Consider the following 7267-nt stretch of genomic DNA (forward strand, 5'->3'; position numbering starts at 1 on the left):
CATCAACCCCGTCATCACCGGAATCTTCGTTCGGTTGGAGGGTGAGGAGCATAGCCTGCCACGGATCGTCAAGATGACATCCGTCGGCGCCATGCTTGTCCTTGGTGCCGTCATCGGCTTTGCCAATTGGAAATCACTCTTCGTACTGACGGTTGCTTTTGGACTCCTCTACTATTCGCACAAGTTCGTCTTCAAGCCGATCGGTGACCGGTTCGTTCGCACAGGTCTGCCAGAGGTCATCCGTCGCTACAAGGCTTTCTTGCAGTGGATGCTCGAGAGAGACTATACGGTCGCCCGGGCCTACCTCAGAAATACTTTCTCCCTTTCGGCGTTCACGCTGGGCTTCGCAGCTCTGCTGCTCGGCGGTCTGGTGATGGGCATGGCAGGCATGATTCCAGCCTTGATCCTACTGGTTCCCGGCGGGATTCTGCTGTTCGTGGTGGTTGTAGGAATGCTGGTACATACACTGGAAAGTGTATTCCTCGGGGCCAGGTCGTCCGTCCGTGCCGGCATCATCTTCGCCATCGTCGCCGTTGCCGTGCTGGGTTTGATGTCATTTGGAGAGACGGCCATTGGCCTGACGACCGTTCTGGAACTGCTCGTCTTGCCGGCCGTGGTGGTCTTTTTCGGTCTGCTCGGGGTCGTCTTCAAGAAGCGTGATGTAATTATCCTTACGGACAACCGCGCGCGGCTGCTCAATGGGACTCTGGGCGGATTGATCTCGATCTTCGTGATGTTCGCTATCGCCAATCCCGGCACGGAGTTCTTCCCGGATACGGATCCGACGATCATTCAGGTGTCGCTTGAATCGCCGCTCGGGACCAACATTGACGAGAGCAACCGGATCGCTACGGAGGCCCAGTCCCGCATCAATCAGCTATTGAATGAGAACCCGGTAGCGCGAGGCAATATCAAGAATCTCCAGACTGGCGTGGGCGTCGGGGGAGATATCAATTTCGGGGGGGGTGCTGCCAGTCCCGAACAGGCCAGTGTCACGATCAACCTCGTCGACTATGGCGATCGCGGAGAAAAGAGTCGATTTACGATGACGCGTCTGCGCGAACAACTGAGAGGCATACCGGGCGTCGAGATCGAATTCACGAAAGATGAAGCCGGGCCACCGACCGGAGCGCCTGTCAACATTGAGGTGTCTGGCAGCGACTTCGACCGCATCGTAACATACACGAAGGAGATCAAGCAGCTACTGATCGAGGCTGCCGAGACAGGTGCGATACCGGGCCTCGTAGACATCACTGACAATCTCAATACAGGTCGACCCGAGCTGCACGTCGAGATCGACCGTGAGCGCGCCGCTCGCTTCGGGCTCAATACGTCCATGATCGCGTCGACGATTCGGTCCGCCATCAACGGAGTCGAGTCGGGCACATATCGAGACGGCGAGGACGAGTATGATATCGTTACACGCCTGAGCGAAGCGGATCGGAGCAGCCTTGAGAGTCTGAAGAATCTGACCATCCTGGACGAGGGACAGCAGGTTCCACTGGTCGCCGTGGCAGATTTCAGCATTACCGGCGGACTCGGGTCAATCACGAGGCTGGATCTGGAGCGCGTCGCTACGGTGGGCGCCGACGTTGCAGATGGTTTCAACAGCGGAGCTGTTCTGCAGCAGGTCGTCTCGTACCTCGCGTCGTACGAACGGAGCCTTCCGGCCGGCTACTCACTGTCGTACACCGGCGAGAACCAGGAGCAGGACGAGGCATTCGGATTCCTCACGACCGCATTGTTGATTGCGATTGGCCTCATCTTCATGATCATGGTTGCGCAATTCAATCACGTGAGCACACCTTTCATCATCATGGTGGCCGTGGGGTTGAGTCTGATAGGAGTATTGCTCGGGCTAATTCTCACACGAACTCCGTTCGGACTCATGACCTTCATCGGTGTCATCAGTCTGGCGGGAATTGTCGTCAACAACAACATCGTCCTCATTGACTACATCATGCAGCTCCGCGACCGCGGGCTCGACAAGCAGGTGGCAATCATCGAGGGCGGCGCCACTCGCCTGCGACCTGTGTTGCTAACGGCCCTGACCACCGTCATCGGCCTGATCCCGCTGACATTCGGAATCGGAGTCGACTTCGTCGGTCTGGTGACGGATCTGAGGCCGAACCTGCAATTCGGATCAGAAAACACACAGTTCTGGGGAGCAATGGGCACGTCTATCATCAGTGGCCTGACGTTCGCGACGTTCCTCACGCTCGTGATTGTGCCGGTGATGTATTCTGTGTTCGACTCGCTGGCCACCAAGCTGCACGCGTTGTTCCACGACGGCGAATCGTCCGATCTCTCCGGCAACGGCATGATGGTCGGTGCGACCCAGGATGGGGCGTTGACGGCTCCGGCCCTCGTCCCCTCAAATCCAGGCCCGAAGCGCGAACTTTAGATCAGGCCCGCCCAATAGCCTTGTTTCATTCATGAAGGACCTGCGGGATTTTCCGGACGCCCATCTCCGGATATTCGATCGCCCACCACCACCGAATCCGGCGGACGTACACGACGTCTACCTGATCGGCATCTGCGGAACGGGCATGGGCTCGCTTGCCGGACTCTTCAGCCAGGCGGGCTACCATGTGCGGGGCTCGGACGCCGCGACATATCCGCCGATGAGTACTCGACTCGCTGAAATGGGTATCGGGGTGTCTGAAGGCTTCAGCGCTGATAACCTGAAGTCGCCACCTGACCTTGTTATCGTTGGCAACGCGTGCGTCCCGACGCATCCAGAGGCGACAGCAGCAAGGGATGCGGGCATGTTCCAGATGTCGTTCCCCGAGGCGCTCGCTCACTTCTTCATCGGCGACCGGCATTCACTTGTAATCGCCGGTACGCATGGAAAGACGACGACGACGGGGATGCTGATTCACGTCTTGAAGCACGCCGGTCTGGATCCCGGTTTTCTCGTGGGAGGCCTGATGTCGAACGACGACACCAGCTACTCTATCGGCTCGGGGAAGTACTTCGTAGTAGAGGGGGACGAATACGACAGCTCGTATTTCGACAAGCGTCCGAAGTTCATGCACTACAAGCCGCGAACTGCGGCGGTCACCAGCATGGAATTCGATCATGCTGACATTTACGACGACTGGGATGATTATCGGACGGCATTCGAGGAGTTCGCCGGTCTTGTCGATGCAGACGGCCTCCTTGTCCTGAACGGCGACGACACAAATGTGATGAAGCTGGCACGGCATACGCATGCACGGGTGTCGACCTTTGGTATTACCGGTTCAGACCTCGACGTCAGAGCCGGGAATATCCGGTCGTCCGCAGACGGAACAGAACTTCGACTCTTCGTCGGCGGTGAGCCGCGTGGCGACATCCGACTTCCTTCAGCGGGACATCACAATGTCATGAATGCACTCGCGGCCATCACCATTGCACTTGACCGGGGCGTGCCTCTCGCAACGATTGCCGAAGCGTTTGATTCTTTTGGTGGAATGAAGAGACGCCAGGAAGTCAGAGCTGACATTGCCGGTGTAACGATTGTCGACGATTTCGCCCATCACCCCACTGCGGTGCGCGAAACACTTGCGGCATCGCGCGACCGCTGGTCTGGACGACGGATTATCGCCGTCTTCGAGCCGCGGTCAAACTCGAGCAGACGCAAAGCCTTCGAGTCCGCCTATGTGGACGCGTTCCAGAATGCAGACATCGCCATTATCAGTACACCCCCGTTTCGCCATAACGACCGGGCCAGTGACTTCATGGACGTGACGAAAATCACTACCGCGCTTGCAAAACACCACGTGGATGCCAGCGCCCTCGAGACCGTTGATGAAATCGTTGACCGGCTCGGCTCCACAATGGCGTCGGGCGACGTGATCGTCGTCATGAGTAATGGTGGCTTCGGCGGGCTTCACGATCGGCTGATCGCGATGCTGCAATCCGAAAATCTCCCGACGGCCTGATCTGCCCGGAGTTGGTCAATGCAATATCTTGCATTCATCAACTGACTCACCGACTACCGCCCTCGCGGCAGACTCTTCTGCCCTGACCCCGACCCGTTCTTCTCACCGCTCAAACAGCCCGCGACCGTTCCCACCTCATGAAGACATTCCGATCGCCGAACCTGGGCCGAGCACTCGACCTCGCCCACGATATCCTTATCATCGACGGGCACATCGATGTGCCGTACTGGATGGCCGAGGTGTACAAAGAAGATATCTCGGCCGCCACAATCGGAGGCGACTTCGACTACCCACGCGCCCGAAAGGGCAGGCTCGATGCGGCGTTCATGTCGATCTACGTGCCGGTACGGTTTCAGAAGTCAGGTGGGGCCCGAGACTACGCGAACGGCCTCATCGACGTGGTTGAAGGATTCGTCGCCAGCCATCCGACCAAATTCGGCTCAGCAATAACGCCCGCTGACATCCGCGAGAACCACAACGCCGGCCTCGTCTCCATGCCGATCGGCATCGAAAACGGGGTCGCCATCGAAGAGGATCTGCGCAACCTGGAGCATTTCTTCGATCGCGGCGTCCGCTACATGACGCTCGTGCACGCTGCCGACAACCTGATCTGCGATTCCTCCTACGACAAGAGTGGCACCTGGGGCGGCATCAGCGATTTCGGCGGGGATGTTGTGCGCGAGATGGATCGTCTGGGCATGATCGTAGATGTGTCTCACGTTTCGGACAACGCGTTCTTCGACGTGCTGAAAGTAGCGTCGCGGCCGCTGGTCGCCACACACTCGTCAGCGCGCGCCTTCACGCCGGACTGGGAGCGCAATATGAGCGACGAACTGATCCGTGCGCTGGCCAGTACCGGTGGCGTAGTGATGATCAATTTCGGATCCGATTTTCTCGATCGCGAATACGACGTGGTCAGCACCCGTCTACGAAAACGCATCAACAAACGAATCGAGAAAAAGGGACTGGAACGTTTCTCGGATGAGGGCTTCCGGATGTTCAGCGAATTCAGAAAAGCGAACCCGGTGGGCTCGGTGACCGACGTTGTGCGTCATATCAAACACGTGGCCCAACTTGTCGGGGTTGACCACGTCGGATTAGGATCGGATTTTGACGGCGTGTTTTCTCTTCCTGTCGGACTGCAGGATGTTGGCGACTACCCGAATCTCATTGCCGCACTACTCGACGATGGATTCTCCGATGACGACGTTCGGAAGATCTGCGGAGAGAATTTCATGCGCGTCTGGCAACAGATCGAGACCAGCGTCGGCTCGGACAACTGACGTCTCGTTATTCGATCTTGTACAGAGCGACCGCCAGAGAATCACGTTCGGGAAGCGCGACAACGTAGCGAATTGAATCGGGGTATCGAGCGGACTCCGACATCACGACCCAACCTGCGTTCGTACGCTCACGGATTCGCCGCACGTCGTCGTCCGTCAACGTCGAATCGAAGTACGCGACCATTCTGGGCCTGACGGCGTACCCATGGACGAAGCCGCCTGCGCCGGGATACTCGATCATTACACTCCTCGCATCGGTGAGCTCATCGCCATAAACTCGCTCAAGCTCTCGCTGCACCTTGCTGGCCGAAAGGCCGCCCTCCCGGGACTGCAGCGCGACTCCTGCCCCTATCGCAATCGACGCCACAAGCGCAAGGACCGCCACTGGCCGCAGGAGCGGAATCCGCTTCCGGCCTGACAGCCACACTGCCACGAAGATTACCAGCGGAGGGGTGACCGGCAGTATGTATCGAAACTGATTTCTGTACAGGACAACCGTAGCGATGTGGACGAGCAGGACCGCGATTACGATGAGTGTCCACGGATCCTGCGGGCGGGACTGACGTCTTGCAATACCGACCAGGAGAGCGCAGACCATCAGCGTAAACGGCCAGTAGAACACCGCCGTGGCTGGCAGATCCGGCACGAACTGCTGCCGAACAGCATACGCAGCCTTGCGCAGCAGCGTGATCCATTCAAGAGAATCCGCCGGCCTGACGAAAAGCATGTCTGTTTCGCGCCACGTAGCCGTACCATTCACATACTCGGCGAACGAATATGGCTGATGCGAAGGAAAGATGTTTCCCGACACCATCACCATGAACGCAACCAGTGCAATCAGCGCGACGAGCATGGGCCACCGATTGGTCTTCAATTTCGCCGACGCAACACTGAACGCAACTGGCATGACGACCAGCAGAGGAAGAAATGAAAAGCGCGACCAGAACAGTACCCCCACGATTGCGGTCGCCGGAAGCCACAACCACGTTCGCCTGTCTGACCCGACCAGTAGCACCGCGGACGCAACGACAAGCATCGCCAGCCAGGTCTCGATCAAGGGCTGCGTGGTCTGCCAGACGGTCAGTGGTAGAGCCAAATAGACTGCACCGGCCCATGCTCCATTCCTTCGACTCGATCGCGCGCCCACCGCATATGCGATGAGCACGGCCGTCAAGAGACTGAAGAGCATGCCAGCCACGATCCACGCCGCATACGGATCGACGAGGCTGACCAGTGCGGCTACCACATAGACCGGGGGACCGTTGTGTACGAAAGGCCTTGGCAGCGGCATTCCGTCCAGTACACTCACCGGAAACACGTGGTTGGTGAAGAAACCGTCTCCGCTAGCCACCGCCTCCGCATCGGCAACATACCAGTACTGATCCGTTCCTCGGACGCCGCCGGCGCCCAGCGCAACTATCGCGGCAAAGACCAGTGACGCAACGATCAGCGGGGTCCAATCCGCCCGGGCTTCACCCCTGGTCCCGCCTGTGGTCGATCCGGAGCGCGCCTCGCTCATCGGTCCGAGACGGACCAGGTGCTCATTCGGCTTGACAGTACTTCCGCCACCCTACTCTTGTCCACACGCTCCTGCTCCATCGTATCACGGTCTCGAATTGTGACCGTCCCGTCTTCGAGCGTCTGGCCGTCCACCGTCACGCAGTACGGGGTACCGATTTCGTCCATTCGCCGATAGCGACGACCGATCGCACCCTTCTCGTCATAGAACGCATTGAATTGCATTCGAAGCCCATCTTCGATCGCGTGCGCGACCTCGGGCATACCATCCTTCTTTACGAGCGGCAGAACCGCGACCGTCATCGGCGCCATCCGCGGATGAAACTTGAGCACCACTCGCTTCTCATCGTTCACCTCCTCTTCCCGGTACGCATCGCAAATAAGCATCAAAATGGTTCGATCCAATCCAGCGGATGTTTCGACCACGTACGGAATGAACCGCTCCTGCGTCTGCGGATCGAAATACTCCATCTTCTTGCCCGAGTACTCCTGATGACGCATCAGGTCATAGTCCGTTCGAGAGTGAATCCCTTCGACCTC

General features: G+C 58.3%; 5 protein-coding genes. 3 read left to right on the plus strand and 2 right to left on the minus strand.

Translation table 11 applies throughout. The annotated features are described in order from the left end of the window. The 3 genes from HKN37_15575 to HKN37_15585 all read left to right on the plus strand — a co-directional run. Positions 1-2404: efflux RND transporter permease subunit (locus tag HKN37_15575; protein NNE48071.1), on the plus strand; the 2404-nt coding region annotated here is incomplete at its 5' end. A gap of 31 nt (positions 2405-2435) precedes the next feature. Beyond that, entirely contained in the window at positions 2436-3926 is a 1491-nt protein-coding gene (gene mpl, locus HKN37_15580) for a UDP-N-acetylmuramate:L-alanyl-gamma-D-glutamyl-meso-diaminopimelate ligase (protein ID NNE48072.1), read from the plus strand. A gap of 137 nt (positions 3927-4063) precedes the next feature. Continuing rightward, a complete protein-coding gene (locus HKN37_15585; protein NNE48073.1) occupies positions 4064-5209 on the plus strand; it encodes a membrane dipeptidase in 1146 nt (381 codons plus the stop codon). A gap of 7 nt (positions 5210-5216) precedes the next feature. Here HKN37_15585 and HKN37_15590 read toward each other — a convergent pair whose 3' ends face one another. Continuing rightward, entirely contained in the window at positions 5217-6728 is a 1512-nt protein-coding gene (locus HKN37_15590) for a hypothetical protein (GenBank protein ID NNE48074.1), read from the minus strand. Beyond that, a partial coding sequence (locus HKN37_15595; protein ID NNE48075.1) for a glycine--tRNA ligase occupies positions 6725-7267 on the minus strand: 543 nt, incomplete at its 5' end. The genes HKN37_15590 and HKN37_15595, both read right to left, overlap by 4 nt.

The organism is Rhodothermales bacterium, assembly GCA_013002345.1.
Taxonomy (GTDB): domain Bacteria; phylum Bacteroidota; class Rhodothermia; order Rhodothermales; family JABDKH01; genus JABDKH01.

What these genes read in the sequence shown, in the direction of transcription:
- mpl (NNE48072.1), top strand. Translation starts at nt 2,436, where the DNA reads ATGAAGGACCTGCGGGATTTTCCGGACGCCCATCTCCGGATATTCGAT.
- HKN37_15585 (NNE48073.1), top strand. Translation starts at nt 4,064, where the DNA reads ATGAAGACATTCCGATCGCCGAACCTGGGCCGAGCACTCGACCTCGCC.
- HKN37_15590 (NNE48074.1), bottom strand. Translation starts at nt 6,728, where the DNA reads ATGAGCGAGGCGCGCTCCGGATCGACCACAGGCGGGACCAGGGGTGAA.